The organism is Streptomyces sp. NBC_00271 (assembly GCF_036178845.1).
GTDB lineage: Bacteria > Actinomycetota > Actinomycetes > Streptomycetales > Streptomycetaceae > Streptomyces.
The window spans coordinates 9,829,973-9,856,691 of sequence record NZ_CP108070.1; the positions used below are offsets into that span (position 1 = coordinate 9,829,973).

The following is a 26,719-nucleotide window of genomic DNA, read 5'->3' on the forward strand; positions in this document are numbered from 1 at the left end:
GGCATGACAGACGAACCGAACCGTTGGACGACGACCGATGCCACGACCGACTTCACGCACGGCATCACCGACGCCGTCGTCGACAGCCTGCGGGGCACGACCGATCCGCGGCTGCGTGAACTGCTCGGCGCGCTCACCCGTCATCTGCACGACTTCGTGCGCGAGACGGAGCCGACGATGGCGGAATGGGAACGCGCGATCGGATTCCTGACCGCGACCGGGCAACAGTGCACCGACACCCGTCAGGAGTTCATCCTGCTGTCGGACGTGCTCGGTGTCTCCATGCTCGTGGAGACGCTGGGCGGTCACCGCGACCCGGGTGCCACCGAGTCGACGGTCCTGGGCCCGTTCCACCTGACCAGATCGCCGATCCGCGCACTCGGCGCGAACATCGACCTGGTGGGCAGGGGCGAGCCGTGCGTGGTCAGCGGCCGGGTACTGGGCAAGGGCGGCACCCCGCTGCCGGGCGCGGTCCTCGACGTGTGGCAGGCCGACTCCGAGGGCTACTACGACGTACAGCAGCCGGACGTCCAGCCGGCCGGCAACGGGCGGGGACTGTTCACGACCGACGCCGAGGGCCGCTTCTGGTTCCGCACCTGCGTACCGAGCCCGTACCCGATCCCCACCGACGGGCCGATCGGCGAACTGCTGCGCGCCACGGCCCGGCACCCCTACCGCCCCGCCCACATCCACTTCATCGCCTCGGCCGAGGGCCACGCCCCGGTCACCACGCACATCTTCGTCGCGGGCAGCGACTACCTGGACTCCGACGCGGTGTTCGCGGTCAAGAAGAGCCTGGTACAGGACTTCACGGAGACCGACGACCCGTCCCTGGCGCGGGAGTTCGGCGTCCCGAACCCCTTCCGCCACGCCCGCTTCGACCTCGTACTCGAACCGGAATGAGCACCATGACCGACAGGAACACCCCGCTCGACTTCTCGTACGAGACCCAGCCCGCGCGGATCGTCTTCCGGCCCGGCGCCGCCGTCTCCGCGACCCCCGACGAGGCCGCCAGGCTCGGGCTGCGCAGGGTGCTGGTGGTCTGCGGCAGCAGGGGCGAGGGCACGGCACGCGCGGTCGCGGACGCCCTGGGCGAGGCCTGCGCGGGGCTGCACGCCGAGGCCCGGATGCACGTACCCGTCGAGCTGGCCGACCGGGCCGTCGAGGCGGCGCGCGCGGCCGGCGCCGACGGGTGCGTCGCCGTCGGCGGCGGCTCGGCGATCGGCCTGGGCAAGGCGATCGCGCTGCGCACCGGCCTGCCCCTGATCGCCGTGCCCTCCACCTACTCCGGCTCCGAGATGACCCCGGTCTGGGGACTCACCGAGCACGGCGCCAAGCGCACCGGACGCGACCCCGCCGTCCAGCCCCGCAGCGTCGTCTACGACCCCGAACTCACCCTCTCGCTCCCCGTCCCCCTCACCGTCACCAGCGGCGTCAACGCGCTCGCCCACGCCGTCGAGGCCCTCTACGCGCCCGACGCCTCGCCCCTCGTCTCGCTCATGGCCGAGGAGGGCGTACGGGCGATGACGCGGGCCCTACCGCTGGTGGCCGCAGCCCCCGGCGACCTCGACGCGCGAGGCCGGGCCCTGTACGGTGCCTGGCTCTGCGGCGCCTGTCTGGGCGCCACCACCATGGGCCTGCACCACAAGCTGTGCCACGTCCTCGGCGGGACCTTCGGCCTGCCGCACGCCGAGACGCACACGGTGGTCCTCCCGTACGCCCTCGCCTACAACGCGCCCGCCGCACCCCGGGCCGTCGCGGCGCTCTCGCGCGCCCTGGGCGGCGCCGACGACGTCCCCCATGCCCTGTGGGCCCTGGCCGCAAGCCTCGGCGCCCCCCGGAGCCTCGCCGAACTCGGCCTCAAGGAGACCGACCTGGCGGTGGCCGCCGAGCAGGCCGCCGGGCAGCCGTACCCGAACCCGCGCGAGGTCACCGTGGACGGTGTACTGGCGCTGCTGACGGCGGCGTACGAGGGCAGGGAGCCGAGCGTCCACGCGTAGCCACGGGCCCGTACGGTCCCGCGCGGACCCCTCCCCCTGGGGCAGACCGCGCCCGCCGGGCTATCCTGACCGCCGAACCGGACACGGGGTGCCCCGCACGAGGGCTGAGATCACACCCGTCGAACCTGAACCAGTTAGGACTGGCGGAGGGATGTCTCATGTCGTTGCCGTATGCCCGTAACGCTCGCGGTGAGGTGGCCGTCGGAGGCCCGCAGGGCGTATTCGACGGGCGGATGCCCACCGCCCCGGGGGATCTGCACGTCGAGGCGCGCGGAATCGCCCCGGTCCCGGAGGACCACCGCTACGGCGGCCCCGGCCGCCTGTTCACCGTGTGGTTCGCCCCCAACCTGACCATGACCGGCGTGTTCACCGGCACCGTCGGCATCGCGCTCGGCCTGGACTTCTCCACCGCGCTCGTCGCCGTCGTGCTGGGCACCCTCCTGGGGGCGGTACCGACCGCGTACCTCGGCACCTGGGGGAGCCAGACCGGCGCCGGACAGCTGCCGCTCGCCCGCCTCGCGTTCGGCCGGGCCGTGGTCGTCCCCGGGGCCCTGCAGTGGCTGTCGTCCATCGCCTGGGACGCGCTGATCGGCCTCTTCGGCGGGGACGCGCTGGCCCAGCTGTGCGGCTGGCCGTTCTGGCTGGGCGTGCTCGTCATGATGGCGGCGCAGGGGGCGCTCGGCGTCCTCGGCTACGAGGTGATCCACCGGCTCCAGACCGTGATGACCTTCGCTCTCGCCGCCGCGTTCGTGGCCCTGACCGTGAAACTCCTGAGCGGTGCCCACACCACCCCCGCCGCCACCGCGCACGGCGCCGACCGGGCCGGGGCCTTCGTCCTGACCTGCACGATCGCGCTCAGCCTCGCGCTGTCGTGGGCGCCGTACGCGAGCGACTTCAGCCGCTATCTGCCGCGCACGGCATCCCGCCCGCGCATGTTCTGGTACACCCTGGCGGGCATCAGCGTGTCCTTCGTGGCCGTCCAGGCCCTCGGACTGTGGGGCGCGGCCGTCTTCACCGACCAGACCGCCCGCGGCGTCGACACCCTGCTCGGCGGCGGCGCCCTCGGCGCGTTCGGCCTGCTCGCCGTGGCGCTCGCCGCGCTGAGCAGCAACGCCATGAACGACTACAGCGGCTCGCTCGCCCTGCAGACCATGGGCGTACGGCTGCCGCGCCCGGCCGCCGCCGCGCTGGCCGCCGTCCTCGGCTTCCCGCTCGTGCTGTGGATGCACGCCGCCGACACCACGGCCCGCTTCCAGAACGTCCTGCTGTTCGTCGGCTACTGGATTCCCGGGTTCGTCGCGATCGTCGCCGTCGACTGGCTCGCCCGGGCCAGGGCCCGCGGCGGCGCACCCGTCGACCTGGCCGCCGAGAGCGCCCGCCCGTATCCGTGGTGGCCCGCGCTCGTGGCGTTCGCCGCCGCGTTCGCCGCCGCGGTGCCGTTCATGAGCACCAGCCTGTACGTCGGCCCGGTCGCGCACGCCCTGCACGGCGCCGACACCGCCTACGGCGTGGCGTTCCTCGCGGCCCTGCTGGTCTACGCCCCGCTGCGCCTGCGCCGCTGACCCCGCCCCCCCTCTCACCCCCTTCGTACGGAGTGACACCCACCATGTCCGCGAACACGCCGACCACCCCGCCCCGTGTCCTGACCATCGCCGGATCGGACTCCGGGGGCGGCGCCGGCATCCAGGCCGACCTGAAGACCATGCTCGCGCTGGGCGCGCACGGGATGAGCGTGCTCACCGCCGTCACCGCGCAGAACTCCCTCGGCGTACAGGGAGCCTGGGAGCTTCCCGCCGAGGCGGTGCGCGCCCAGTACCGCAGCGTCGTGGACGACATCGGTGTGCAGGCCGTGAAGACCGGCATGCTCGCCTCGCCCCTGCTCGTCGAGACCGTCGCCGAACTGCTCTCGGACGTCGGCGCGCCCGTGGTGGTGGACCCGGTGAGCGTCTCCAAGCACGGCGACCGCCTGCTGGCGGACGACGCGCTGGACGCCGTACGGACCGCCCTGCTGCCGCTGGCGACGGTGGCCACCCCGAATCTCGACGAGACCGCCGAGCTGACCGGGATCAAGGCCACCGGGGAGCGTGACATGTGCCGGGCCGCGGAACAGCTGCTGTCGTACGGGCCCCTCTGGGTCCTGGTGAAGGGCGGCCACCTGCCCGGCGAGGCCGTCGACCTGCTGACCGACGGCACCGAACAACACTGGTTCCGGGCCCCGCGCCACGACAACCGCCATACGCACGGCACCGGTTGCACCCTGGCCTCGGCCATCGCGGTGGGGCTGGCGCAGGGGCGGGCGGTGCCGGAGGCGGTGCGGCTGGCGAAGGAGTACGTCACCGGCGCGATCGCCGCGGGATTCGCCCTGGGCGCGGGCCTCGGACCGGTCGACCACGGCTGGCGGACGCGCGCCTGAACGCCGCGGATCCGTCGGCATGGCGGACGAGGCCGTCGTCCGCGGCGACCGAAGGGGAACCCGGACGTCAGCCGGTCGGCGTGATCGTTGTCTTCAGGAAGTCCGCCAGGGGCGTGGTGGGTCGGCCGAGCAGGCGGCCCAGCGTGGGGTCGACCGGCGTGAACTGTCCCTGTCGGCTCGCGGCGAACAGGCCGAGGAGCAGGTCGGCGCCGGCCTCGGGCAGACCGCGGGCGAGCAGGCTCGCGCGGTAGTCGGCGTCGGAGACGACCACCCGGCGGACTTCGCGGCCCGTGAGCCGCGTGGCGATCGCCGCGATGTCGGCCAGGTCGAGCGCCTCGGGGCCGGTGAGCGCCGGTGTCGTCCCGTCGAGGCCCTCGCCGGTGAGCGCGAGCGCCGCCGCCTCGGCGAGGTCGGCGTGGGCCGTCCAGGCGACCGGTCCGTCCTTCGGCGCGGCCAGTTCGCCCGTCTCGAGCGCGTGGCCCAGCAGCATCGCGGCTGAGGAGGCGTAGAAGCCGTTGCGCAGTGAGGTGAAGGGGACCCCGGACTCCCGGAGGGCCGCCTCGGTCGCGGCGTGGTCGCGCATCGGAGCGAAGGGCGAGGACGGGTTCGAGCCCATGTGGCTGGTGTAGAGGATGCGCTTGGCTCCGGCTGCCGCGGCGGCCTCGACGGCGGTGCGGTGGTGGTGCACGGCGTCCGCGCCGGTGCTGTCCGTCGACACGACGAGGACCTGCCGGGCGCCCTCGAAGGCGTCCGCCAGGCTCGCGGGGTCGCCGAAGTCGCCCTGACGGACGCGCACGCCCCGGTCTTCGAGCTCTCGGGCCTTCTCCGGGTCGCGCACACTGACGCCGATCCGCTCGGCGGGGACGCGCTCCAGCAGCCGCTCGGTGACAAGCCGACCGAGTCCGCCGTTGGCTCCGGTGACGATGATCATGACAACCTCATCTCTGTTTCCATCGACAACGCAATGACGGTATCACTGGAAATTCTCATCGGTAACAGGATTCTGTTATCGTCGGAATCATGGAGAGTGAGGACGTCACCGCGGCGGACGGGCATCGTGAACGCATCGTCGCGGCAGCTGCCCGGCTGCTGGCCGAAGGCGGGCCGGACGCGGTCTCGACCCGTGCGGTGAGCGCCGCGGCGGGCGTGCAGCCGCCGGCCATCTACCGGCTCTTCGGTGACAAAGAGGGCCTGCTCGACGCGGTCGTCGCCGACGGCTTCACCGCGTACCTGACCAGCAAGACCGCCCGGAAGCCCACCGATGACCCGGTCGAGGACCTTCGCGCCGGCTGGGATCTGCACGTAGGCCTCGGCCTGGCCAACCCGGCGCTGTACACCCTGATGTACGGCCGATACCGCCCCGGTACGCCCTCGCCCGCGGCGCTCGCCGCCTTCGAGGTCCTCGCCGCGCACATACGGCGCATCGCCGAGGCGGGCCGGCTGCGCGTCCCCGAGGACCGCGCCGCGGACCTCGTCCACGCGGCCGGCTGCGGTACGACGCTCACGCTCATCGCCACCCCCGAAGGCCGCCGGGACCCGGAGCTGTCCCGCACCGCCCGCGAGGCGGTCATCGCGGCGATCGCCACGGACGCCCCTGTCGCGCCCGCACCCGGGCCCGTCGCGGCCGCCGTCACCCTCCGGGCCGTACTCCCACGGATCGACGCCCTGACGGCGCCGGAACGCGGCCTCATGGAGGAGTGGCTCAACCGAATCGCCGATCCTGGCTGAGGGTGACCCGGCCTGAGGGTGACCCGGGCTGGGAGCGACCCGGCCTGAGGGTGACGCGGGCTGAGAGCGGTTCGACCTGAGGGTGGCTCGGTCGGGTGGGGTCGGCCGCCCCCGTGCCTACGCGGAATCGGGTACGACGGCCCACCGCATCCGAGTACGCGTACTCATGATCGGTTTCCTTGTCTCGCGCAGGCTGGTCCCACAAGCCGTCCAGAGGGAGCCATCGTGCGTATGACAAGCCGAGTTCACCGACCGTCGTCCGTGATCAGCAGGGGCCCGGCGCGGTCCGCCCTGGGCCTCGCGCTGGCCTGCGTGACCCTCGCGATGCTGACCGGTTGCTCCGCCGAGGACGCGAGCTGCGGCGGTGGCGAGTACCCGGTCATGACGGTGGGCGGCACCGGCAGCGCCTGCGTGTCCAACGGCGACGAGCCGCCGAAGGGGTACGTCCGCTATCCCGAAGGGAAGGTCCCCGAGCACGTCGGCGACAAGTGGGACACCTACTGGAGCACCCACACCATCGACGAGAACGGCAAGATCATCAAGGCTCCCGACGCCGGGGTGTGACCGCCGGTTGCGCGAGTGACGCGTGGCCGTGCGCTGGAAATCGAACACGTGCTTGAATTCGGGTATGACGTACCCACACTTCCAGGGCCGGGATGCAGGCCGGGACCGGAGAGGCGAGGCTGGATCCATGTCCGAACCGTTGCCTGTCATCGTGGCTCCGCCGAGTGACACCGGTGGCCGCCGAGTCCGAGTGCACGGCGAGAACCTCGGGTTGGCCTACAACCTGGAGGACCTGTCCGAATTCCTGCGACGCGCGGGTCTCGACGTGGACCCCGTGACCGCGGCGGTGTCCCCCCTCATCGACTGGCGCGGTGTGGGCCCGGAGTACTGGGGGCCCGAGACCCGCGGATGAGGGCGCCCCTGTGGCCGTCCCCTGTGGCCGCGCCGCGCGGTGGGCCGCTCGTGCAACCGTCGTACGTCCGTCCGGCGGCGCTCAGCGGTGCCGTTGATCGTGCGTCTTGTCGTGCCGATCGCTGACCGGCACAACGGGAGCGTCACCGACCCGTTCGCACCACCCCCGGAGACGGGGTCCACCACCGTCGCGTCGGAGCGGCGGCGGTGGACCAAGGAGTCGGCCGGGGGCTTCTTCGCGGCCACCGCCGCCTTCGTGGTCGTGCAGGCCCTGGTCTTCGAACCCGTCAGCCGGTTGCTTCCCGACTACGCGCACCGTGTCACCGCCCTGACGGGAATCCTGGTCGCGACGCTCGCCCACCCACTCGCCACCCGTTGGCTCAAAAGCCTGCCCTCGTCGGCTCCGCCGCAGTGACGTCCGGGGCTTAGCCGTATCCTCGGGGCGCCTTCGAGGAAGACGTGCTGGGTGGGGCCGATTTGGTGCTGGTTGGTCGGTCGCAGCGGCGTTCGATCGCGGGTCCTTACCGGGCTCAGGTCCCGTGAGGCAGTCACCGTGCAGCTGCCGCGCTGCCGTCGGGTGGCCTTGCCGTAGTCGTCCTACGCGCCGTACCCGCAACACCGCTTCCTCGCGCGCGTCCCACGTCCCGGCCGGCCGGGCGGGGAGTCGTCGCCCAACTCCGCCTCCTTATCCGTTGGTTGGCCCTTCATCATTCATCACTCAGACACCCCCTGACGCATGCGTTGTCGACGAGAGGGGGAATGGTGATCTGGGCATGCCAACTCGACCGGGTGTGCCCGGCCCACCCCCACATCGCGGTCGATCAGGAGGACGCAGTGAAGAGAAGCTCGCGCATCCGCAAGGTCTCGCTCATCCTCGGCAGTGCGGTCGCCCTGGTCGTCGCCTTCCCCGGCAGCGCTCTCGCCGCCCCGCCCCAGGCCCTGCCCGCCAACGCGGACGGACTGGAGCAGACGTTCCAGCCGGCCTTCGACTACGACACGGACGGTTGCTACCCCACCCCCGCCATCGGCCCCGACGGGACGATCAACCCCGGCCTCAACCCGTCCGGCGCCCTCAACGGCCAGTGCCACGACGCCTCGGACCTCGACAACACCAACGGCTACTCGCGCGAGAAGTGCAACAACGGCTGGTGCGCCATCATGTACGGCCTCTACTTCGAGAAGGACCAGGCCGTGCTCGGCAGCAGCCTCGGCGGGCACCGCAACGACTGGGAACACGTCGTGGTGTGGGTGCAGAACAACGAGGCCCAGTACGTCTCCACCTCCGCCCACGGCAACTTCAACATCTACGGCCGTGACCAGATCCGTTGGGACGGGACCCACCCCAAGGTCGTCTATCACAAGGACGGTCTGAGCACCCACTGCTTCCGGCCCGCGAACTCGAACGACGAACCGCCGGAGAACCACTACCACGCCTGGCAGTTCCCCGACCTGGTCGGCTGGAACGGCTACCCCGCCGGTCTGCGCGACAAGCTGAGCGCCTACGACTTCGGCAGTGCCGTCTTCGGCCTCAAGGACGGCAACTTCAACTACCACCTGGAGAAGGCGAAGCCGGCCGGCATCCCGTTCGATCCCAATGCGTGATGCTCCGTCAGATGACACGGCAACCGGGTGAGTTGGTGGTGTCATTGGCGGCTCTCGATGCGTGATCGTGGCGTACATCACCCTGGAGGGGGTGGAAACGTGAAGCAGGGCTTCCCGTCTTCATGGCATGCTCACATCTAGTTACTCGCTGGTAATCGCATGCCACCCCCACCCCCCCAGGACTGATCTTGCGCATCCGCAAGCGGCCCTCGCGCGCCCTCGTGCCCGCGCTCGCCGCCTCCGCTCTCCTCCTCGCCGCCGGCTGCTCCGCGGACCCCGGCCAGAGCTCCGCCGCCGCACGGACCCCGGACGCCGGTGCATCCGCGACCGCGACCGCGAACAGCGACCAACCGCTCGCCGTCGCTGCCGCCCCCGCGGCGGCGGCCACCTCGACCGCAGTCGCGCGGCCCGGCACGGTCGGCGGCAAGGCTCGCAAGACCTCGCTCAAGGTGAAGTCGTACGACAGCCACACCCGACGAGCCGTCATATCCACGGTCAGCAAGGGGACTTCATCGCCGTCCCCGACCGGGAGCCCGACCCCCGCAGGCACCGCGACGCCGGGTCGCACCGCCGTCGGCGACGTCATCGCCAGTGCCCCCGCGCCCGGCGCCCCGGACGGACTTCTCGCCAAGGTCACCAAGGTGATCGGTGAGACGGCCGACGGCACCGAGGTCCAGACCGCGCCGACGACCCTGGACACGCTGCTGGGTGACGACGACGCGAAGGGCACCGTCCCGGTCGACCCGGCCTCCTTCGACGTCGAGCGGCTGCTGCCCGATGTGAAGGTCTCCTGGGCGAAGACGGGAGACATCCACTCCGGTCCCGAGGGGACGAAGGTCCCGCTGGGCAGCCTGCGGGTCGATGTCGCGACGAAGGTCGCCACGGCCGAGGGGGCACCGGCCTCGGCGGACGCCTCCGTGTCCGGCTTCGTCCAGGTCAAGCCCGAGGTGGACTTCTCCTACGGAGGCGACGCCTCGACCGCCTCGACCGCCTCCAACGGTTCCACCGCTTCCGGACCGGGGGCGGCCTACCTCGGCGTCTCCGGCGACTGGACCTCGCAGTGGGCGCTCAAGGGGCGCGCCGGCGCCACCGCCAAGCCGGTCCGGCTGCCGTTCGCGAAGCTGCACGCCGACCCGGTCCTCCAGGTCGGCCCCGTCCCCGTCGTCGTGAACCTCGACCTGACCTGCTACTTCGAGATCAGCGGCGACGGCCGGGTCACCGTCGACGTCGAACAGGACCTCAAGGGCGACTTCAAGGCGGGCGGTACCTTCGGCACGGCGGCCGGCTGGACACCGGTCAACGAGTCCCACATGGACAGCTCTCCGGTCCGTACGTCCGTCACGACCGCCGGAAGCGTGAAGGCGGCCCTCGGCGCACAGGCCACCGTCGGCCTGTACGGTGCCGTGGGCGTCACCGCCGACCTGGCCCCGTACCTGCGGGGTGAGGCGGCGGGCACGGTCACCGCGACCACCCCGGTCGGCTCCGGCACCAAGTCCGACGTCGCGGCGAGTGGTTCCTGGGCCCTCTACGGCGGCCTCGATCTGAGCGGCACCCTCCAGATCCAGCTGGCCATCTTCGGCACCCCCGTCATCCAGCACGCCATCCCCCTGGGCACACTGCACCGGGAGTGGAAGCTCGCCGACGGCAAGATGTAGGTCCGGCGGACGCGGCTCGCGCCGCGCCGTGACCAGCGCCCCGCACCCGCCGTACCTCCACGTGTGCGGGGCCGCCCCCTCACGTGCGGTAGGGTTTACCTGCAGGATCACGCGGAACACCGCGGGTGAACGCACCGGGACGTGGCGCAGCTTGGTAGCGCACTTGACTGGGGGTCAAGGGGTCGCAGGTTCAAATCCTGTCGTCCCGACGGTGCGAAGGGTCTTCGCAGGCGAGAGCCTGCGGGGGCCCTTTTCGCGTGGAACGTTCCGGCTCAGGCAGAGGGAATCATGCGTGAGCTTGTGATCATCGGTGGCGGCTACGCAGGCTTCTGCACGGCATGGGGCTGTGCGGGTGAGGCGCGGGTGACGGTTGTCGATCCCCGTCCCTACATGACCTATCAGCCCTGCCGTGTTCGGCCGTGATCTTGTCTCCCTCGCCTCCGTGCAGCACCCCCGGCACGCGTTCGTCACGAGCGTGAATCCGGAGCGCTCCGGCGAGAGCCGGGCGAGTGACAACGTGGCTGCGTGAGCGACAACGGGCCGGCGGCTTCACCGAACGCCGTCGGCTCCCCACGGCGGATGTCACAGACAGACGAGCTGTCCCGTCCATGGGAGAGGCCGCCGACGCGGAGGACCAGATCATCTGGGCTGCCTGCCCGACCCGGCATCGCGGTGACTGGTCCCTCTCAACCCTCTCTGGAGGTACACCATGGACACGAGCAAGGAGGCCGCACGGGGCCTGAACGACATCGAAGACTTCCTGTACCGGGAGGTACATCTCGAAGCGGCTCATCGGCGCGTGGCGGATTTCACCGCCCGAACGGCGGGGCTGACCGATGGGCAGAAGAGGGATATCGAGCGGTGGTATCTCGAAGAGCAAAACTACGTCGCCGGCATGGTGACGGATCACATCGCCGCTCGCATCAGCCTGGTGGAAGGGCAACATCACATCCGCTTCGGCCGATGGCTGCGGGGAACGCTGATAGCGATGGTCCTGATCACCGTGGCACTGATCACGGTGTGCGTCGCCGTGATCCTGGGGACGTCCGGCTGACCCACCGTGTGCTCAACTTGCTCTACCTGCCCGGCATGCGACTCGACTCGACCAGCGCCACCGCCACCGCCATCCCGCGCTCTGACCCGCGGGACACCGCTCAGGAACGCGGGGCGCGGTAGAGGCCTCGGCCGGTTCGCTGGACGCGGTACGTGCCGACGAGACGATCGAGTGTGCTGCGGACCGCGTTGATGCTCCCGCTGTCGGTGTCACGGCCAAGAGCCGCGGCGACATCGCGGGCCCGCACGTCGCGGTCGCCGACTTCGGCGAAGTACTCCATGATCTGTTCGGTGAGCTTGCCGTACTGCTTCGGCTCGTCCGTGTCCGTTCCGGTATCGGCGGAAACAGGGCGTTCCGTGGTCTTGCCGCTGCTGGCCTTCCGAGCTGTGGGTGCTGCGGAGGGGGTTGCGGCGTCCGCGGATTCGGAGGAAGTGACGGCTGCCTGCGGGGCGGCCGGGGGAGCGGCCTGACCGTGCCCCGCAACCGCGGATTCGGTCGACCCCGTCGACGCTGCGGCAGCCGGCGCACGCAACAGCGACTCAAAGGCCCTGAGGGTCCGCCGCACCGAGCCGAGATGCGCCACGACCGCGGCCAATTCCCTTTCCAGTGCCTCCTTCTGAAGCTCCAGGCGGGCCAGTTCCTCTTGAAGGCCCTCAGCGGTGATCTCGATGTTGTGCGCCGCGTGGGTTACGGAGACCATGTGTTCCTCTCATCCTCAACCTTCGACATCATAGGCAGTAGCCCATGTGGAATGTAGATGCTGTGGACGGTCCCACGGTTTCCCACGGGTGAGCCTCTTCAAGGCCTGCGGGGCAAGCTCATCAGGTGTGTGTCATGGGCCGCGAAAACACCGTGTGTCCGCCCGGGGCGGCTCCTCCGACATGAGCCGGCCGGTATTTCTCTGCCGAAACCTGTCACAGGGACGGGCTCACCCCGGTCTATGAAGGGGATGTGATCGGAGCAGTCGTGACCTTCAGTGAGCACATGACCCGCGGCGCCCGACCAAGCGGAGGAACGGAGACCGAGGATCATGCATGACGAGCCGTCCCCCACGGCAAGTGACCTTGACGAGGCTGTTTCGGTCTTTGTGCAGCACAGGGCACGTCTCTTCGGTATCGCCTACCGCGTACTCGGCAGCGCGGCCGAGGCCGAAGACGTGGTCCAGGAGGTGTGGCTGCGTTGGCAGAGGACCGAGCGTTCCGTGGTGGTGAGCCCAGTGGCCTTCCTGTCGAGCACCGCGACCCGACTGGCCATCAACGTCGCGCAGTCGGCGCGCGTGCGGCGGGAGACCTACATCGGACCGTGGCTGCCGGAGCCCATCGACACGAGTTCGGACCCGGAGGTGGGCGCGCAGCGCGCCGAGGCCCTGGAACTGGCTCTGCTGCTGGTGTTGGAGAAGCTGAGCCCCACCGAGCGTGCCGCATACATACTGCGCGAGGCGTTCGACTACAGCTATCCCGAGATCGCTCACATGCTTCAGATCAGTCTCGTCAACGCACGGAAGATCGTGAGCCGTGCTCGCAAGCATCTGACGGACGAGCAGCGGGAGAGCGTGGACACGGTCGAGCACCGACGCCTTCTGAACGCCTTCGTCTCAGCTGCTCGAACGGGGGACGTGGCGTCACTGGAAGCCCTGCTCACCCCCGATGCCGTCAGTCTGTCGGACGGGAACGGTATCCTGGGCGTCGCTCGGATTCCCGTGCTGGGCCGTGCCCGCGTGGCCCATCTGCTGACCGCGTATCCGCGGTTCTGGGGGAATGTGGGCATCGAGTTCGTCGCTGCCAACGGCCGTATGGGCGCGATGATCTACCGAGATGGCGAGCCCTCCACGTTCATGACCATAGCGGCCGAGAGGGCGGGCATCTACAGGGTGATGTGGGTGTTCAACCCAACAAAGATCGACGCCTTCCTCAACTCACGGTTCCGATCCACAACTGCCCTCAGGCCTGCGCCGAGTGGCGCGTGAGTGCGGCAACCGCATGGCTCAAGGTTGGTTCCAGGAGCGTAGTTTGTCGGGGTTGAGGACGACCCACACCTGTATGACACGGTGGTCTGCGATGTCGAGGCTGATGACCGCGGCGACCTGACGGCCGTAACGGGCGACCAGGCCGGTACGACCGTTGACGGACTGAGCCGTCAAAGCGGTGCGCGGCCGGCGGGCCAGCAACGTCAGCAGACTGTGCGCCACCTGCCGGCCCCCGTGCACCGGCCTGCTCGACGCCCGCACCTTGCCCCCGCCGTCGAAGACCGCCGTGACGTCCGGACGCAACAGCGACACCAATTGCCCGGCATCCTCGTCCAGGCAGGCCCGACCCACCGCGCGAACCAGGGCATCGTGCTCCCACGGCGCCACGGGGTCCGAACGCCGCACCCGAAGACTGGCACGGGCCCGCTCGTCCGGCGACAGGCAACCCAGTGCATCCAGCAGAACCCGACTCACCTCCGCCCCCACCCCTGCCTCAACTCCCTCGGCCCCCGCCTCAAAAGCGCTGTCGCCAGACCGCTCGACCAGCTCGAGCCGGGTCAGGCAACTCCTGCCCGTACTCCTCGCAAGCCAGGACCGGGGCCGGGCGATCTCCCGGCGCGCCGCACCCGACAACCCGTACCACCGGCGGTAGACCTCATCGACCACACACTCCGCCTCGCCGGCACTGCCCAACATCCAGCAAGCCACATCCAGGAGATATCGACGCTCGTCCAGCAACTCCGCGATCGACACCACGTCGGCCTCGTCCATACGTCATCCCTCCTCCCACACAACTCCAGCCAAGTGATCCTTTCGTCGTCGAGACTCATTCCGATTGACCAGGCACACACGGGTCTTGTGACATGGCGCCCTTTCACATGAGCGTCGCCCATCAGCGTCTCGGCAGCTCACGTGGGGGGATTCTGATACAGAGCGGTGGCGACGGCCTTCATCCGCTCCTTGAGATCCGCGAGTTCTTGGCGCAGCTCGTTGACACGAGTCTCCAGCTCCGCGGCTTCCGCGGCCAGCGATACGACGGCGGCCGCGATGTCGGTTCGGTTCTCGGCGGTGTGAGTCATCTGGTGTCCCTCCGCGGCCCTAGGGTCTGTCCGGCGGATCATGCCGGAGACGCGGGGTCTGGCACGCCCTCCCCCAAGCTCTTCGAGCAGGGGGTACCCCCAGCGGCGTTGTCGTCGGTTGCCGACTCCCCCGAGCTCTCGGCTTCGCTCGAGCAGGGGGGACCCCCATCGCGTCGACGCCCTCCTCCGCCTTGCAGCTGCACGCACCAGACCCCGCTCACCTGCACTTATGAGGCGCCGTTACTTTCCTCCGACCTGATCCGCCGGACAGGCCCTAGGCGCAATGCCGTTGCGTTACGGGCTTGCGGGTTGGGGTCTTGTGATGAGGACCGCTTGAGGTCCGGTGCGGGTCGGCTGTGGCCAGGAACGGTGTTCAGTTCGCTTGAGGTGGTAGTTGGACATCTTGCGTTTCACCACGCGGGGCTGGCTGCGGAGGCGTCTGACGGGCAGGAGCCGTTCCAGGAGGTCCTGCTCGAGCATCACCAGTGCTCTGACCAGGAGGTCAGGGGGAAAAACTGCCCGGCGTGACGGTCACGCTGCGCCGGGCAGAGCGCAGGGTTTCGGTGAAGGAGACCCGGTCAGGGTCCAGGCCACGGGTGGCAGCCGTTCTCAGCATGAGTTCCCGCAGAGCGTGGTGGACCAGCAGGTGTGCCCAGATCTGCTGGTGAACACCGTCGGGTGTTTTACTGCTGAGCACGACGCGTGCGCCACGCTGATGGGTCTTGATCTCGGCGAAGACGGACTCGATCTCCCAGCGTTCGCGGTAGAGCGCGGCCATCTGCCGGGCAGGATAGCGTCGGGCGTCCAGCAGGCTGGTGACCAGGCGATAGCCGTCGGTCTCACCCTCACCGGCCCGGTCCTTGAGCCGGTAGGCCAGGACACGGACCACAACCGGCTCCTTGCGGGCCGGGCCGCTGCTCGCTCTGATGTGTGAGAGCCATGACCCGTCGCGGAACTGTTTGGTGACGGGCAGGACGCGGTTGGCGGGCACCCGCCACAGCAGGTCGGCGCCGGTGGCTGTGAACGCCTGCCACAACGCGACGCCAAGGAACTCACGGTCGGCCAGGATCAGCTGACCTGGGCCGGTCGAACGTGGTAGGCGGCCTACCAGAGTGACTTCCCCGGTGCGGCAGCCGGCCAGTTCCGCGTCCAGCACCGCATGGCTGCCGATCTCCACCAGAGCTGCCATTCGCACTTGCGGAAACGCGCTCCTGCCCGACCCGCGGCCACTGCCCGGACGTCCGAAGGCAGTCTCGTTGGCTTCACTGTCCGCGACGTCCCAGCACGTGCCGTCGACGGCGAGCAGCCGCAAGCCCCGCCAGAACGCGCCGGGCGTCGCCTCGGTCGCCATGGGCTTCGCGGTCGTGGCGAACAGCACCCGCAGCGGCTCGGAGCCCAGCCGCTGCCGGGCCCTGAACAGTGAGGACTTCGCCGGAACACGCCAGTTGCCCAGCAGCCCCGAGCCCCGCAAGCCCTCGACGAGATGGCGCATCACTTCCAGATACGGGGCAGGTGAGAACAGGGCCAACGCCAGCACGAAGTACACCACCAGCCGCGCGGGAAGCAGTCGCTGACGCCGCTCGGCACGACCGCACGCCGCCACCACCCGGTCCACCAAGCCTGGCGGATACACCCAGGTCAACAGACCGAGACCCGATAAGTCAGACACACTCGCAGCCACCCGAACCACCCCCGGGACGAACTGCCAAGCACAGTACGCCTACAGCAAAGGCAACGGCATTGGCCCTAGGCGGTGTCTGTCTGCTCCAGCCGGTCAGCGGAGACGTCAAGCGTCAGCTTCACCTTGTCGCTGATCAGGACCCCGCCTCCGGCCAGTGCCGTGTTCCGGTCCAGTCCCCAGTCGGAACGTCGCAACGTGGGGGAAGGACGCCGAGTCGAGGAGGAGCCCCTCGAAGGCGGTGAATTTGGGAGCGGCGATTTCCCCGCGACTCGACATGTCGAGTCGGCTCGTTCACGTACAAATCTCGGGCGGGGGTCAATTCCGGCGCGCTGCGGCCCTGCAGCGGATTCCAAGAACTCTGCTTGAGTGAAATGTTGCCCGTCGTGAACGCGAAGGCCGGGCTCGTGACCCGTGGCCGGAGAGAAGAGGTGGCCCCCGCCTGCTGACAGGGGCCACCCGCGGGACTTACTGCTGCTGTGCGAGCCAGTCGGTGAAACGGGTTTCGGCGATGTGCGCGTCGGGGCCCGGCAGAAGCGTGGTCTCCTCCAGCTGGACACCCCAGTACGTCGCGTGTGCGTCCGTGACCACTGCGCGGGGGTCGTTCGTGGCGGCGAGCCCCGTGCGGATGAACTCGTCGAGCTGGAACGCGTCGGGGCCCGCGACCTCCACCATGCCGTTGACCGGAGCGCCGACGGCGGTGCGGCCGACGGCAGCGGCCACGTCGCCGGAGTAGATGGGCTGGATCTTGCCGGGGGCAAGACGCACGGTGTCGCCGTCGGTGGCCGAGTCGGCGATCCCCTTCATGAACTCGAAGAACTGGGTGGCGTGGACGATGGAGTAGGGGGTGCCGGACGCCTTGATCAGCTCCTCCTGGACCTGCTTGGCGCGGAAGTAGCCGCTGTCCTGGAGACGCTCGGTACCGACCACGGACAGCGCCACGTGGTGCTGCACGCCCGCGTCGGTCTCCGCCTTCAGGAGGTTGGCCGTGGAGGTGCGGAAGAAGTCCATGACGGCCTCGTCCTCGAAGGAGGGCGAGTTGGACACGTCGACGACGACCGAGGCACCCTCCAGGACCTCGGCCAGACCCTCGCCCGTCAGGGTGTTGACACCGGTGTTGGGCGAGGCTGCGACCGCGTCGTGCCCGTTCTCGTTGAGCTTGCCGACCAGTTGCGAGCCGATGAGCCCGGTTCCACCGATCACTACGACCTTCATGACGGATCCTCTCGGAAGATTTCCTGGTGCGGCGCGCACCCTGTGACGAGCTGCTCACCGGCACCCGTACAAATTTCGTCTGCATCAGAAGAGACAGGGAAGTGGCTCTCTTTGTGACAGCTGGTTCGGACGAATCGAGAAGATTCCTCCTATCAGCCCTCAGTTGCCCGGTTGCACGAGGCAGGTCATTCGGCAAGCTTTCCGTCGGTCGAGACCTCTTCCATCAGCGCGGAAATCTCGTCCGGGACGGCCGGAATGCTTTCGCGAGTGATGCCCGTCGTCGGGGACCACACGAGATTGACCTGCAGTGCGGGATCCTGTTCGGGGTAGTCGCTGCGGTTGTGACAGCCACGCGTCTCACGACGTTCCAGCGCCGCCTCGAGAGTGGCCCGGGCCGCCAGGGCGGCGGATTTGAGATCAAAGGTGTGCGCGAGGTCCTGATAGCCGGCGATGTCCGGGTGGACGCCGATGTCCGCCATCCTCTTCTCGATCACCGAGAGCTCCGCCAGACCGGCACGCAGGCCCTCTTCGTCGCGTACGACTCCCGCATGCTCGGTCATGGTGTTGCGGATGGCGCGCTGCAGGGCACGGACGTTCTCCGGCCCGTCGGCGGCGAGAAGGTCGTCGATCTCCGCGCGGGCCTCCGCGACGGCCGACGCCGACCGTGGCTGTGCGGTCAGCGACTGAGAGTAGGCGGCCGCCGCCCGGCCCGTGATGCGCCCGAAGACCAGCAGCTCGATGAGACTGTTCCCGCCGAGGCGATTGGCGCCGTGCAGCCCGCTCGACGCCTCACCGATGGCGTACAGGCCACGCACATCGGTGCTGTGGTCCTCGGGACGCACCCACACCCCGCCCATCGAGTAGTGCGCGGTGGGTGCGATCTCGATCGGTTCGCGGGTGATGTCCAGCATCTGCAGGTCCAGAAGCGTCTGGTAGACCCGGGGCAGCCGCGTCATGATCGTCTGCCGTGGCAGGTGCGAGACGTCGAGCCACACGCCTCCCTTGGGTGTGCCGCGCCCTTCCTTGATCTCCGTGTAGGAGGCCAGCGCCACGCGGTCGCGGGTGGACAGCTCCATCCTGACGGGGTCGTAACGGCTCATGAACCGTTCCCCGAGCGCGTTGCGCAGGATCCCGCCCTCACCCCGGGCGGCCTCGCTGACCAGTGTTCCGGCCGCGTTCTCCGGCTCGATGATCCCTGAAGGATGGAACTGCACCAGCTCGGCGTCGCGCAGACGGGCTCCGGCCTCCACCGCCAGGCGGAAGGAATCGCCCGTGTTCTCGTCGCGCCGCGAGGAGGTACGCCGCCAGATACGCGTATGGCCGCCCGCGGCAAGAATGACCGCGTCCGCGTGGATCAGGTAGCGCTTCCCGGTCGCGAGGTCGAACCCGTAGGCGCCGAAGACAGCGCCGTCGTGTACGAGGAGCCGGGTGATGTAGACGCCGTCGAGCACCGGAATGCCGAGCTGGTCCGCCCGCCTGATCAGCGTGCGCTGGATCTCCAGACCGGTGTAGTCACCGGCGAAGGCGGTCCGCCGGAACTTGTGCGCGCCGAAGAAGCGCTGGGAGATCCGTCCGTCCTCTTCCCGGGCGAAGGCCATGCCGTAGCGGTCCAGGTCGTCGATGCCTCGGGCGGCGCCCTGGGTGACGATCTCGACGGTGCGAGGGTCGGCCAGCAGGTAGCTCTCCTTGAGAGTGTCGGCGGCGTGCTGCTGCCAGCTGTCCTCGGGATCCATGGTGGCCAGGGCCGCGTTGATTCCCCCGGCGGCGAGCGCGGTGTGGGCGTCCTCCTTGGGACGCTTGCCGACCGCCAGGACGTCGACGCCGGCCTCGGCCAGCTCGATCGCCGCTCGCAGCCCGGCTCCTCCGGTGCCGATCACCAGCACCATGGTGGCAAGACGTTGTTCGGTGATAGCCACGGTTCACTCCGATCGCCAAGGTTGTCACTCACTACGACCGGGCCGCCGAGGTATCTGTGACACGCTCGCCGCCATCGGGGTGTCACGGCAGGACGCGGTCCAGAGGTACGTCTGAGGCGCATCGAAACGGTCGCCCATCAGAACGCGCGGCGGCTGTCACAACGCCATGGGTCACATCAACGCCAGGAAGCCAGCGTGATGGTGGTCGGCGTTCCCTGCCGTGTCATCCTCGCGTAGGGGCACAGCGAATCTGCCTTCTCGAGAACCGGAGCGGCGACCTCGGGATCGATGTCAGGCCATGTGACCACCAGGTCGACATGCAGTACGTAGCCGCCGTCTTCCGGATCCCGCCCGAACGCCACGGTCGCCTCGACGGAGATCGGGGTGGGGTCGAGCGTGGCCTGTCGTGCCAGGAGAGTGACGGCGCCATGGAAGCAGGCGGCGAAGCCGGCGGCGAACAACTGCTCGGGATTCGTTCCGTGGCCGTCTCCGCCCAGCTCGGCAGGCATACGCAGGTCGAGATCCAGGACTCCGTCGTCCGAGCGGGCCCTCCCGGAGGCTCGGCCATGAGCCGCTGGCCCCCCGCTCACCGTCACCGTCGTGGTGTAGAGGGGCGCAAAGGCATCGCCCTCGAAGTCCTTGTCGGTGGACAGACCGGGCAACCGGAACGGGTCGTTCACCGCGCGGCTCCGTCAGTGCTCCAGGACACGGGCGGGCGGGGAGGAGCAACTGCGGAAAGCGTCATGGTGGTGAGCTACCTTCGCGTCTCAGAGAATCCGCGATTCCGGACAACGAGTTGACCGGCAAGTCACTCCTCTTGTGACGCCTGCGGGCAGCCCCGGCGCAGCATCGTTCGCCGAGTTGCCTCAGCTGTCCAGCGAGGCCACGTAGGGATCCAGTTTCGCCGGATTCATGACCCACATGAGGCGTTCGATGCCGCGCTCCGACACATCGACGCACAGCAGAGCAACGCTGTGTCCATCGGCCGAGACAAGGACGGCCGGCATGCCGTTGGCCTCCACCCAGCGAACGTCCGCCTGAGGCCAGAGGCGTGGGGCGAAGGCGGCGAGGTATTTGGAGACATGAGAACGTCCGACGACCGGAATCTTGGATGCTCCGCGAATCCCTCCGCCGTCGCTGTAGCTGACCACGTCCTCGGTGAGAACGTCCTCGAGGACCGACAGGTTGCCGGTCTGCGCTGCGGAGAGGAACACCTCCAGGAGCCGCCGGTGAGCGGCAGGACTCACGGGCTCCTTGCGTTCCGCCGACAGATGTTTCCGGGCACGGCTCACCAACTGGCGCGTATTGGCTTCGCTCGTCTCCAACATGTCCGCGATCTGCTTGTACGGGTAGTCGAAGGCTTCCCGCAGAACGTAGGCAGCCCGTTCCACAGGGTTCAGTTTCTCCATGAGGTGAAGAACCGCCAGGTCGAGCGCCTCCGCTCGTTCCGCACCCAGCTGCGGATCCACACGTGTGTCGACCGGCTCCGGCAGCCACGGCCCGATGTACGACTCACGTCGCTTCGGTGCCGACTGGGCCAGGTTGATCGCCAGACGGGAAGTGACCGTGGCCAGAAACGCGCCCGGCTCCACGATGTCGGCACGATTGGTGTTCTGCCAGCGCACCCACGCATCCTGGACGATGTCCTCGGCTTCCACGACACTCCCCAGCACGCGGTAAGCGATGCCGAAGAGGTGGGGACGCGCCGCCATGAATTCCCTCGTTGCCTGGTCGAGAGAGTCTGCGTCATCCCGGGCGCGCATAGGTGTCCTCCAGAAGTGCAGCACCATGCTACAAGCTGCCGCAGCGGTGCGCGTCTTCTCCGGAGGATCTTGAGCGATGCGAGAAGCGATGCGAGAGTGGCTGCCGACCTCGGGCGATGGTCACCGCTGTCGCGCGCCATCCAGAACGACTCGTTGCGCTCTCGCAGCACACCTTCGGGCACCAGCGCCCGGCGACATCAGCGAGCGCGGCGGCGACGTCGTCGGTCGACACAGGTCACATCAGCACGGGCGCAACAAGCACGCCCTCGCCGTACGTGGACAGGACCACGTGATTACCGGTACGACCTCGACACCGTGGTCCCGGGGCCTGGCGACAGTTCTGGAACCGATCAGGCCGGTGACGGTGCCGGCAGCGAATCTCTACACCTAGGACAGCGTTGGACCCGATGTTGTGACACCGCTTGACAACCTCCGTCAGCCGAGCGGTCCTCCCGGGGGTCGGATACGGTCTTTCATTTCACAGATCCACTGTGCGTCCGGTCATCAGTGGGAAACGGCCATGGGACCTGGATGCGCGGACACGCGTCGGGCTGACGGTATGCCCATCCCATGGCGTGACGGATGCATGGAGGTGCAACACGGTGTCGAACCAGGACTCGGTGCCCGGGACCGGCCGCCAGACACCGTCGGAGGGGTGGAAGACGGCGGTGACGATGCTGCAGGACGCCGCACCGATCTCCGTCCCGGAGGGTGCCTCGGCGATGACCCTTCACGTCGAGTGGGAGCCCGGAGACCCGGGAACTCCGCCGCACCGCCACTCGGGGCCGGCGTTCGGGTACGTCATCGAGGGTGCTGTCCGTTTCGAGCTCGAGGGCGAGCTCGAGCGCGTGGTCGAGGCCGGCGGGACGTTCTGGGAACCGGGTGGTGACCCGATCCACTACCAGGACGGCAACGCGCTGGCCGATGCGCGGACCCGGTTCGTCGTGACCATGATGTGCGCGCCGGGCAAGCCCATGCTCGAACTGGTCGATGCGGAGGAACTGGAGCAGCGGGCCCACCTGCGGGCCCCGCGACCCACCGACTGACCCTTCTTCGCCGCCGCCGCACTGTGGTTCCCGCTGACCGCCGTGAGCCGTCACCGGCAGTTCGAACTGACCGATGTCGCACGGAGGTTGCCGTATGCGGTCGGCATGACCGCAATGGCTTGGATGACGAACCTCGGTCACTCCACAGGGTCGAAGGCCGGCGACGCGGTCACCGGAGTACGGGCGCTGAAGGCCGTGTGACCATTTGACAACAACGTGTGCCACGACGGACGGAACGGTGTCAAATTCAGCGTTTCGGTCGGGGCGTCGGAGTCGTTGCGGAAGGCATGGACGGAAAGCGACACTGACCTCCCCGCCACTCTCTTGGAGGCGCGGCAGGAGCCGTTCCGCCACGCTCAGCGGCTGAACAATTCGAAGACGACGGCCGGCTTCCCGCCGAAGCGCGCACTGTGCTCGCCGGTGCTGTCCATCAGGAAGCGGCGCGTGTACGTCTCGGGATCCTCGTCGCTCAATGCCTCGATGTACGCACGATGCTGAAGCAGCGACTGCACTGCCTGTTCGAAGCCCCGGTCCGCACGTACCGCGTGGGTGGGATTCGGGGAGTTGGCGACGGCGACCCATCGCACGCCGTTCCAGGGCCGCAGTTCCTGTTCGGCCAGTTCCGGGAAGATCCAGCGGTTGCCCGCGTCCGCCGCCGCGTCGAGGGCGGCGCGCCCGACGGCCACGTGATCCGGGGTGTTCCAGACCCCCGAACCCCAGGTCGCATGGTGGTTCAGAGTGATCAGCAACTCGGGCCGGTGACGACGGATGGCAGCGGCGATGTCGCGGCGCAGGGAGATGCCGTACTCGATTGTGCCGTCCCGGTGGTCGAGGAACTCCACTGCGGAGACCCCGACGGCGGCTGCACTGGAGCGCTGCTCCCTCTCCCTCAGCGGTCCGGCCTCGGCCGGTGCCAGCGTGTCGATGCCCGCTTCGCCGCGGGTGGCGAGGACATAGGCGATCTCACGGCCGTCCTGGATCCAGGACGCGACGGCGGCCGAGCACCCGTACTCGAGATCATCAGGATGGGCCACCACGGCCAGTGCACGTTGCCAGTCGGTCGGCATCGGCCGCAGTTGCGCGAGAGGAGAATCGGTCACAGCGCCTGCTTTCATGGATTGTTCCCGTGGTCGTGCGAAAACCGCGGCGCGAGAGGTGGTTCCGTCAGCCACCCATGGGCCCGCCGATCCAGCGCCGGCCCGGTCCATCCACCAGCCCGCACAGGACATGTTGGCTTCCCCGACATCACCCATCGGACTGCGTCCGCCGATGGTGTCCCTGGCTGCGGGGTGGCGAAGTCCTCCGCACGGCCCGCCCTCGTGGGTGGTGGCGGGCCGTCTCCGCGCCGTGGGTCGGGGCGCGCGGAGACGGACTGTGCGGCCGGGAGGTCCGTCAGCCGAACTGGCCGGGCTGGTAGTCGCCGGCCGGCTGCTGGACGATGACATTCACACGGTTGTAGGCGTTGATGACGGCGATGAGGGAAACCAGCGCGGCGAGCTGGTCCTCGTCGAAGTGCTTGGCGGCGTTCTCCCACACCTCGTCCGTGACCCCACCGGCCGCGTCGGCGATGCGGGTGCCCTGCTCGGTCAGCTCCAGGGCGGCGCGCTCGGCGTCGGTGAACACCTTGGCCTCCCGCCAGGCCGCGACCAGGTTGAGGCGCTGCGGGGTCTCCCCGGCGTGCGTGGCGTCCTTGGTGTGCATGTCGGTGCAGAAACCGCAGCCGTTGATCTGGCTGGCGCGGATCTTCACCAGCTCCTGGGTCGCGACCGGCAGCGTCGAGTCCGCGATCACCTTGTTGGCGGAGTTGATGTGCTTCAGCACCTTCCCAGCGAGAGGGTGGCCGAAGAAGTTGAGACGCGATTCCACGGTGATCTCCTTGCAGTGTTGTGGATACACAACTATTGACCGGGGTGAGCGAAGACGTGTGACACTGCCTCAGTGTGACCTGAGTCTCATCCTTTCGGTTGTGGATACCCTCGTGCCAGGTGAAGCCCGGGAAATGGGTGTCGGCGGCCGCGCCGCCGCGGTGAACACCAGAAGCCGCTGTGACTGGTCGGGGTCGACGAAGTCGGCGGTGCGGGAGTCATGGCCGTCCCGTGCGTACGCGCCATGGAGATCTGCCACCAGCAGGCGGCTCTGCGAGGCGTGGTCGCTCTCGGAACGGAGCAGCCAGGAGGCCGGGTCGGTGAACCACCGGTAGCGCAGACTGGGTTGACCACCTGGGCGGGAGTGTCCTCGAGCCGGTCGAGGATGCGCATCATTCCCCGGTTGATGTGGTCGCCGCGCACGGCCATGCCCACCACCGGCGCCGAGGCTCGTAGCACCCAACTGGGGGGGCTCACCTCGTCTCCGGGGAGCGGCGCCGGGTGACGGGTCGCGCTTCCGCGCGCCGAGTGACGTGGGTCTCCGCGCCCTCACGCCACCGTCGCGGGCGCCCGCACACTGCTGTTCATGGAACTGCATCGTTATCGGTTCAGAAGCGTGTGGGACTTCGCTCGACCGCCGGACGAGGTGTTCGCGGTGCTGCGGGTGGTCGACGACTGGCCCCTGTGGTGGCCCGGAGTGCGGCGGGCGCGCCGTGTCGATGAGCAGTCGGGGGCGTTCCTGTTGCGCTCGCTGCTGCCGTTCGACCTCGACCTCACCATCACCGGCGCGTTCGAGGACACGGAGTCGAGGGTGTTGCGCGGGGTGGTCGACGGCGACCTGGAGGGTGTGTCGGGATGGAGCGTGCGCCCGCACGGGACCGGCAGCCGGGCGGTCCTCGAGCAGGACATGGTGGCGCGCAAGGCACTCATCCGCCGGCTCGAGGTGCCGTTTCGCCCGCTGTTCCGCGCCAACCACTATCTCCTGACGTATCGGGGACACCGTGGTCTGAAGGCATGGCTGGACGGCGGTCAGGAGGCTCGCCGCGCACGCGAGGAGGAGCGGCGGTCGGGTACCCGTTCCGAGTGAGACCCTCGGCTCACCCGGAACGGGTACCGGCGCGTTGCACCGACGCGGACGTCGGGATCACGGTGTGAGCGGAGCCGTCAGCCCCGGTCCAGGATCGCCGTGAGGGCCTCCCGCAGTGCCGTCTCGGGGCTCGCCGAGGGGCCCTCGGAGCGCCAGGCGACGAATCCGTCGGGGCGGACCAGCACCGCTCCGTCCTCGGTGACGCCGTGCACCTCCGCCCAGTCCGTGTCGCTCGCGGGGGAGAGCTCCGCGTCGGCGCCGCTGCCGATCCGGTACGCGTCGAGCGGGACGGACAGCCGCTGGGCGACGTCCTTCGCCGCGCTGTGCCACTTGTCCGACGAGGTCAGCAGCACCATGGACCGCTCGTACAGGTCGAGGGTGGAGACCCGGGTGCCGGCGCGGTTCAGCCACATGTGCGGTGCCCGGCTGCCGGGCTCGCCGGTCAGGCGCAGGCCGTCGGGGACGATCGGCACCGACTGGTCGGCACCCAGGACCGCGCCGCGCGGATAGCGGTAGGCCAGCGCCACGTTGAGGATGCCGCCCTTCTTGCCGCCGGGGCCGGCGGCTCCCGGGGCGGGGATGTACCCGGGGTGGCTGTGCTCGACCGAACGGGACGAGGCGCGGGCGCTGGTCGCCTCGGCGACCGGGCGGCGCTCGGCGTCGTAGGACTTCAGCAGTCCGGGGCCCGCCCAGCCGCCCAGCACGGCGGCCAGTTTCCAGGCGAGGTTGTGCCCGTCCTGGATTCCGGTGTTGGAGCCGAACGCACCGGTGGGGGACATCTCGTGGGCCGAGTCGCCGGCCAGGAACACCCTGCCGTCCGAGTAGCGCTCGGCGACCCGCTCGGCGGCGTGCCAGGCGGCCCTGCCGGTGATCCGCACATCGAGATCGGCCACGCCCACGGCGCGTCGGATGTGGTCCGCGCACCGCTCGTCGGTGAACTCCTCCAAAGTTTCGCCCTGTTCGGGGTGCCAGGGCGCGTGGAAGACCCAGTGCTCCTTGTTGTCGACCGGCAGGAGCGCCCCGTCGGCCTCCGGGTTGGTCAGGTAGCAGACGATGAAGCGCCGGTCGCCGACGACGTCCGCGAGGCCCCGGGAGGTGAACGTGACGCTCACGTTGTGGAACAGGTCGCCCGGTCCGCTCTGCCCGATGGCGAGCCGCTCGCGGATCGGGCTGCGCGGGCCGTCCGCCGCGACCAGGTAGTCCGCCCGGACGGTGCTGTGTTCGCCCGTCTCCCGGCTCTTGAGCTGCGCGGTGATCCCCTGCGCGTCCTGCTCGAACGACAGCATCTCGGTGGAGAAGCGCAGGTCTCCGCCCAGCTCCCGGGCGCTCTTCAGCAGCACCGGCTCCAGGTCGTTCTGGCTGCACAGGCACCACGCACCGGGGCTGAAGCGGGCGAGCCCGCCGCCCGGGTCGATCTCCTTGAACAGCCACTCACCGGCGTCGCCCACCAGCGTCGGCGTCTGCATGATGCCGTGGTTCTCCGCCAGGACGGAAGCGGCCTCCTCGATGCGCCGCTGCACTCCGGCCACCCGGAACAGCTCCATCGTGCGCACGTTGTTGCCGCGCCCACGCGGATGGATCGAGGTGCCCGAATGGCGTTCGACCAGCAGGTGCGGCACACCGAGCCGGCCAAGGAACAGCGAGGTGGACAGGCCCACCAGGGAGCCGCCGACGATGAGGACCGGCGTGTGCTGACCGACCTCGCCGGCCTCTTTCAATCGGTTCATTGATTGCCTC

Annotated in this window: 26 protein-coding genes, 1 tRNA gene, 2 pseudogenes and 1 riboswitch; of the genes and pseudogenes, 16 read left to right on the forward strand and 13 right to left on the reverse strand. The window is 69.3% G+C overall.

Going from position 1 to position 26,719, the window contains the following annotated elements; genetic code table 11:
• The first annotated feature begins 3 nt into the window (after positions 1 to 3).
• The 4 genes from OG798_RS44740 (at position 4) to thiD (ending at position 4,413) form a co-directional block, all read left to right on the forward strand.
• Complete coding sequence (locus OG798_RS44740) at positions 4 to 903, forward strand: intradiol ring-cleavage dioxygenase (protein ID WP_120986356.1); 900 nt, start codon at positions 4 to 6, stop codon at positions 901 to 903.
• A gap of 5 nt (positions 904 to 908) precedes the next feature.
• Positions 909 to 2,000: a maleylacetate reductase gene (locus OG798_RS44745; RefSeq protein ID WP_267063640.1), complete on the forward strand. Its 1,092-nt coding sequence runs from the start codon at positions 909 to 911 to the stop codon at positions 1,998 to 2,000.
• A 74-nt stretch (positions 2,001 to 2,074) separates the two neighbouring features.
• Positions 2,075 to 2,169: riboswitch (TPP riboswitch) on the forward strand.
• A complete protein-coding gene (locus OG798_RS44750; protein ID WP_121414183.1) occupies positions 2,159 to 3,562 on the forward strand; it encodes a purine-cytosine permease family protein in 1,404 nt (467 codons plus the stop codon). (Overlaps the previous riboswitch by 11 nt.)
• A gap of 44 nt (positions 3,563 to 3,606) precedes the next feature.
• Entirely contained in the window at positions 3,607 to 4,413 is an 807-nt protein-coding gene (gene thiD, locus OG798_RS44755; protein WP_328758920.1) for a bifunctional hydroxymethylpyrimidine kinase/phosphomethylpyrimidine kinase, read from the forward strand.
• A gap of 67 nt (positions 4,414 to 4,480) precedes the next feature.
• On the opposite strand, the gene OG798_RS44760 is transcribed toward thiD, so the two are convergent.
• Positions 4,481 to 5,344: an NAD(P)H-binding protein gene (locus OG798_RS44760; RefSeq protein WP_267063641.1), complete on the reverse strand. Its 864-nt coding sequence runs from the start codon at positions 5,342 to 5,344 to the stop codon at positions 4,481 to 4,483.
• A gap of 89 nt (positions 5,345 to 5,433) precedes the next feature.
• Between OG798_RS44760 and OG798_RS44765 the strand changes: the two genes are divergently transcribed.
• The 8 genes from OG798_RS44765 to OG798_RS44800 all read left to right on the forward strand — a co-directional run bounded on the left by OG798_RS44765 (position 5,434) and on the right by OG798_RS44800 (position 11,367).
• Positions 5,434 to 6,141 (forward strand): TetR/AcrR family transcriptional regulator, encoded by a 708-nt coding sequence (locus OG798_RS44765; protein ID WP_097223880.1) that lies wholly within the window; start codon positions 5,434 to 5,436, stop codon positions 6,139 to 6,141.
• A gap of 231 nt (positions 6,142 to 6,372) precedes the next feature.
• A complete protein-coding gene (locus OG798_RS44770; RefSeq protein ID WP_095851277.1) occupies positions 6,373 to 6,705 on the forward strand; it encodes an SCO0607 family lipoprotein in 333 nt (110 codons plus the stop codon).
• A gap of 127 nt (positions 6,706 to 6,832) precedes the next feature.
• Positions 6,833 to 7,057 carry a hypothetical protein gene (locus OG798_RS44775; protein WP_075030296.1) on the forward strand — a complete coding sequence of 75 codons (225 nt, stop codon included), beginning with the start codon at positions 6,833 to 6,835 and terminating at the stop codon, positions 7,055 to 7,057.
• A 111-nt stretch (positions 7,058 to 7,168) separates the two neighbouring features.
• Positions 7,169 to 7,471, forward strand: a complete 303-nt coding sequence (locus OG798_RS44780; RefSeq protein ID WP_095851276.1) for a hypothetical protein — start codon at positions 7,169 to 7,171, stop codon at positions 7,469 to 7,471.
• A 419-nt stretch (positions 7,472 to 7,890) separates the two neighbouring features.
• Positions 7,891 to 8,658 carry an NPP1 family protein gene (locus OG798_RS44785; protein WP_075030466.1) on the forward strand — a complete coding sequence of 256 codons (768 nt, stop codon included), beginning with the start codon at positions 7,891 to 7,893 and terminating at the stop codon, positions 8,656 to 8,658.
• 194 nt (positions 8,659 to 8,852) lie between these two features.
• Complete coding sequence (locus tag OG798_RS44790; protein ID WP_328760159.1) at positions 8,853 to 10,313, forward strand: hypothetical protein; 1,461 nt, start codon at positions 8,853 to 8,855, stop codon at positions 10,311 to 10,313.
• A 135-nt stretch (positions 10,314 to 10,448) separates the two neighbouring features.
• Positions 10,449 to 10,522 (forward strand) — tRNA-Pro (locus OG798_RS44795).
• Positions 10,523 to 11,022: 500 nt separating this feature from the next.
• On the forward strand, positions 11,023 to 11,367 hold the full coding sequence (locus tag OG798_RS44800; RefSeq protein WP_121414181.1) for a hypothetical protein: 345 nt from the start codon (positions 11,023 to 11,025) through the stop codon (positions 11,365 to 11,367).
• Between the two features lie 100 nt (positions 11,368 to 11,467).
• On the opposite strand, the gene OG798_RS44805 is transcribed toward OG798_RS44800, so the two are convergent.
• The gene (locus tag OG798_RS44805; protein ID WP_267063643.1) at positions 11,468 to 12,067 is read right to left on the reverse strand and encodes a hypothetical protein; all 600 of its coding nucleotides are present in this window, start codon (positions 12,065 to 12,067) and stop codon (positions 11,468 to 11,470) included.
• A gap of 330 nt (positions 12,068 to 12,397) precedes the next feature.
• Between OG798_RS44805 and OG798_RS44810 the strand changes: the two genes are divergently transcribed.
• Complete coding sequence (locus tag OG798_RS44810) at positions 12,398 to 13,333, forward strand: sigma-70 family RNA polymerase sigma factor (RefSeq protein ID WP_095851272.1); 936 nt, start codon at positions 12,398 to 12,400, stop codon at positions 13,331 to 13,333.
• 18 nt (positions 13,334 to 13,351) lie between these two features.
• Here OG798_RS44810 and OG798_RS44815 read toward each other — a convergent pair whose 3' ends face one another.
• From OG798_RS44815 to OG798_RS44850, 8 genes and pseudogenes are all read right to left on the reverse strand, one after another.
• The gene (locus OG798_RS44815) at positions 13,352 to 14,104 is read right to left on the reverse strand and encodes an RNA polymerase subunit sigma (RefSeq protein WP_121414179.1); all 753 of its coding nucleotides are present in this window, start codon (positions 14,102 to 14,104) and stop codon (positions 13,352 to 13,354) included.
• Between the two features lie 137 nt (positions 14,105 to 14,241).
• Positions 14,242 to 14,412, reverse strand: coding sequence for a hypothetical protein (locus OG798_RS44820; RefSeq protein WP_267063644.1), 171 nt, complete (start codon positions 14,410 to 14,412; stop codon positions 14,242 to 14,244).
• Positions 14,413 to 14,914: 502 nt separating this feature from the next.
• Entirely contained in the window at positions 14,915 to 16,081 is a 1,167-nt protein-coding gene (locus OG798_RS44825) for an IS4 family transposase (RefSeq protein WP_328758923.1), read from the reverse strand.
• A 77-nt stretch (positions 16,082 to 16,158) separates the two neighbouring features.
• Positions 16,159 to 16,296 (reverse strand): annotated as a pseudogene (locus OG798_RS44830) (YceI family protein); the annotation flags it as partial.
• Positions 16,297 to 16,558: 262 nt separating this feature from the next.
• A complete protein-coding gene (locus OG798_RS44835; RefSeq protein ID WP_121414178.1) occupies positions 16,559 to 17,305 on the reverse strand; it encodes an SDR family oxidoreductase in 747 nt (248 codons plus the stop codon).
• Positions 17,306 to 17,490: 185 nt separating this feature from the next.
• Positions 17,491 to 19,191, reverse strand: a complete 1,701-nt coding sequence (locus OG798_RS44840) for an FAD-dependent oxidoreductase (protein WP_183127703.1) — start codon at positions 19,189 to 19,191, stop codon at positions 17,491 to 17,493.
• 206 nt (positions 19,192 to 19,397) lie between these two features.
• Positions 19,398 to 19,901, reverse strand: a complete 504-nt coding sequence (locus OG798_RS44845) for an Ohr family peroxiredoxin (protein WP_267063646.1) — start codon at positions 19,899 to 19,901, stop codon at positions 19,398 to 19,400.
• A 186-nt stretch (positions 19,902 to 20,087) separates the two neighbouring features.
• Positions 20,088 to 20,984, reverse strand: a complete 897-nt coding sequence (locus OG798_RS44850; protein WP_267063981.1) for an RNA polymerase sigma-70 factor — start codon at positions 20,982 to 20,984, stop codon at positions 20,088 to 20,090.
• A 674-nt stretch (positions 20,985 to 21,658) separates the two neighbouring features.
• On the opposite strand from OG798_RS44850, the gene OG798_RS44855 reads away from it, so the two are divergent.
• Together OG798_RS44855 and OG798_RS44860 are read left to right on the forward strand one after the other, a co-directional pair.
• Complete coding sequence (locus OG798_RS44855; protein WP_257017249.1) at positions 21,659 to 22,030, forward strand: cupin domain-containing protein; 372 nt, start codon at positions 21,659 to 21,661, stop codon at positions 22,028 to 22,030.
• 15 nt (positions 22,031 to 22,045) lie between these two features.
• A pseudogene (locus OG798_RS44860) lies at positions 22,046 to 22,231 on the forward strand (DUF5134 domain-containing protein); the annotation flags it as partial.
• 155 nt (positions 22,232 to 22,386) lie between these two features.
• On the opposite strand, the gene OG798_RS44865 reads toward OG798_RS44860, so the two are convergent.
• Together OG798_RS44865 and OG798_RS44870 are read right to left on the reverse strand one after the other, a co-directional pair.
• Positions 22,387 to 23,130, reverse strand: a complete 744-nt coding sequence (locus tag OG798_RS44865) for a PIG-L deacetylase family protein (RefSeq protein WP_121414175.1) — start codon at positions 23,128 to 23,130, stop codon at positions 22,387 to 22,389.
• Positions 23,131 to 23,422: 292 nt separating this feature from the next.
• A complete protein-coding gene (locus OG798_RS44870; RefSeq protein WP_095857589.1) occupies positions 23,423 to 23,896 on the reverse strand; it encodes a carboxymuconolactone decarboxylase family protein in 474 nt (157 codons plus the stop codon).
• 585 nt (positions 23,897 to 24,481) lie between these two features.
• Between OG798_RS44870 and OG798_RS44880 the strand changes: the two genes are divergently transcribed.
• Complete coding sequence (locus OG798_RS44880) at positions 24,482 to 24,982, forward strand: SRPBCC family protein (protein ID WP_267063647.1); 501 nt, start codon at positions 24,482 to 24,484, stop codon at positions 24,980 to 24,982.
• Between the two features lie 77 nt (positions 24,983 to 25,059).
• On the opposite strand, the gene OG798_RS44885 is transcribed toward OG798_RS44880, so the two are convergent.
• Entirely contained in the window at positions 25,060 to 26,709 is a 1,650-nt protein-coding gene (locus OG798_RS44885; protein ID WP_121414174.1) for an FAD-dependent oxidoreductase, read from the reverse strand.
• Between the last annotated feature and the right edge of the window lie 10 nt (positions 26,710 to 26,719).